We start from the raw sequence: 1,128 nt of genomic DNA on the forward strand, positions 1-1,128 counted from the left end.
GTCCTGCAGCGCGCGCTCGGCCTCATTCTTCGCCTGCCGATATTGCTCGGCGAGGCGTGAGCTCGCGTCTTCCAAGCGAACCTGTTGAACAAAAAATCGATGCGCCAACCCGGCGTGCCTGCAAGTGGCCACCGCGTACATCAACGAAATCGGCAGCATCAAAGGCCAATGTTCGCTGAACACCCAGGGCATGGTCAGGCAGCTGATCCCCCACCCCGATGCGAAGAAACGCAGGAAAGCGCCCAGCATTGGCGTCTGATGGGTGGTATTGGCCGCGATGGCCCCGGCAATCGTCGTCAGCAACAAGAGCCGGATGTCGAGCGGCGCCTGTGGGTTTTCGGCGTGAACCACGACCAGCGTCAAACCGACGCCCACACCGTGCCAAAGCGCCATGCGGTTCACCACCGGTCGCCATCGACTCAATTGCACCGCCGGTGCGAACAAGGCCGACTCCCGGCGATAGCGGCGCAATTGTCGAAAGGCCCAGACCGCCGACACCGCATAGATACCGACCAGGCTGCCAAAACCCACCGCACTCACGCCGCCGTGGTGCAGCCAATACAAGTACGGTATGCCGGCCACCGGGGTCGCACAAACACTGAAGACCAGTCTCGCAAAGGTCAGGTCGAGCAATCGGGTGCGGCCGGCGTCGCTGATGTCGRCATCGTCTTGCTGCAAGAACCTGAAAGCGGCGGCCATCCGCCCCGCTGCCCAGGCCGCTTTCACGCCTCGAAACGCCTGCCGCGCAACAAGGCAATGGCTTCCACTCGGTTGGCCACGCCCAGTTTGGCCAGGATGCTCGAGACGTGTTCCTTCACGGTCTGCTCGGAGATGTTGAGACTGATCGCTATGCGTTTGTTGGGCATGCCGCGCAACACGAAGTCAAGCACTTCGCCTTGTCGACCGGTCAGGCCAAAGTCTCGCGGTTGAACAGGAACTTCGCGCCTTGGCGCTTCGGCGGCGGCAATGTCGATGGCCGGGTGCGGGAACCAGTCCAGCCCCGCGCGCAAGGCCGCGACGGCCTCGGCAAACACCTCCGGCGGGTCACTCTTGAGCAAATGACCGTGAGCTCCCGCTTGCTTCACCTTGGCGGGTATGGCGGCATCCTCGTCGCCACTCAGGATCAAC

General features: G+C 62.8%; 1 protein-coding gene and 1 pseudogene. Both read right to left on the reverse strand.

What is annotated here, in order from left to right:
- Nucleotides 1-726, reverse strand: a pseudogene (locus AC1DYI_RS36430) (hybrid sensor histidine kinase/response regulator); the annotation flags it as partial.
- Nucleotides 723-1,128 (reverse strand): response regulator transcription factor (locus tag AC1DYI_RS36435; protein ID WP_477208954.1); only part of this gene is annotated, 406 nt, incomplete at its 5' end. The gene AC1DYI_RS36435 and the pseudogene AC1DYI_RS36430, both read right to left, overlap by 4 nt.

Source organism: Ideonella sp. P3_A4 (assembly GCF_056403075.1).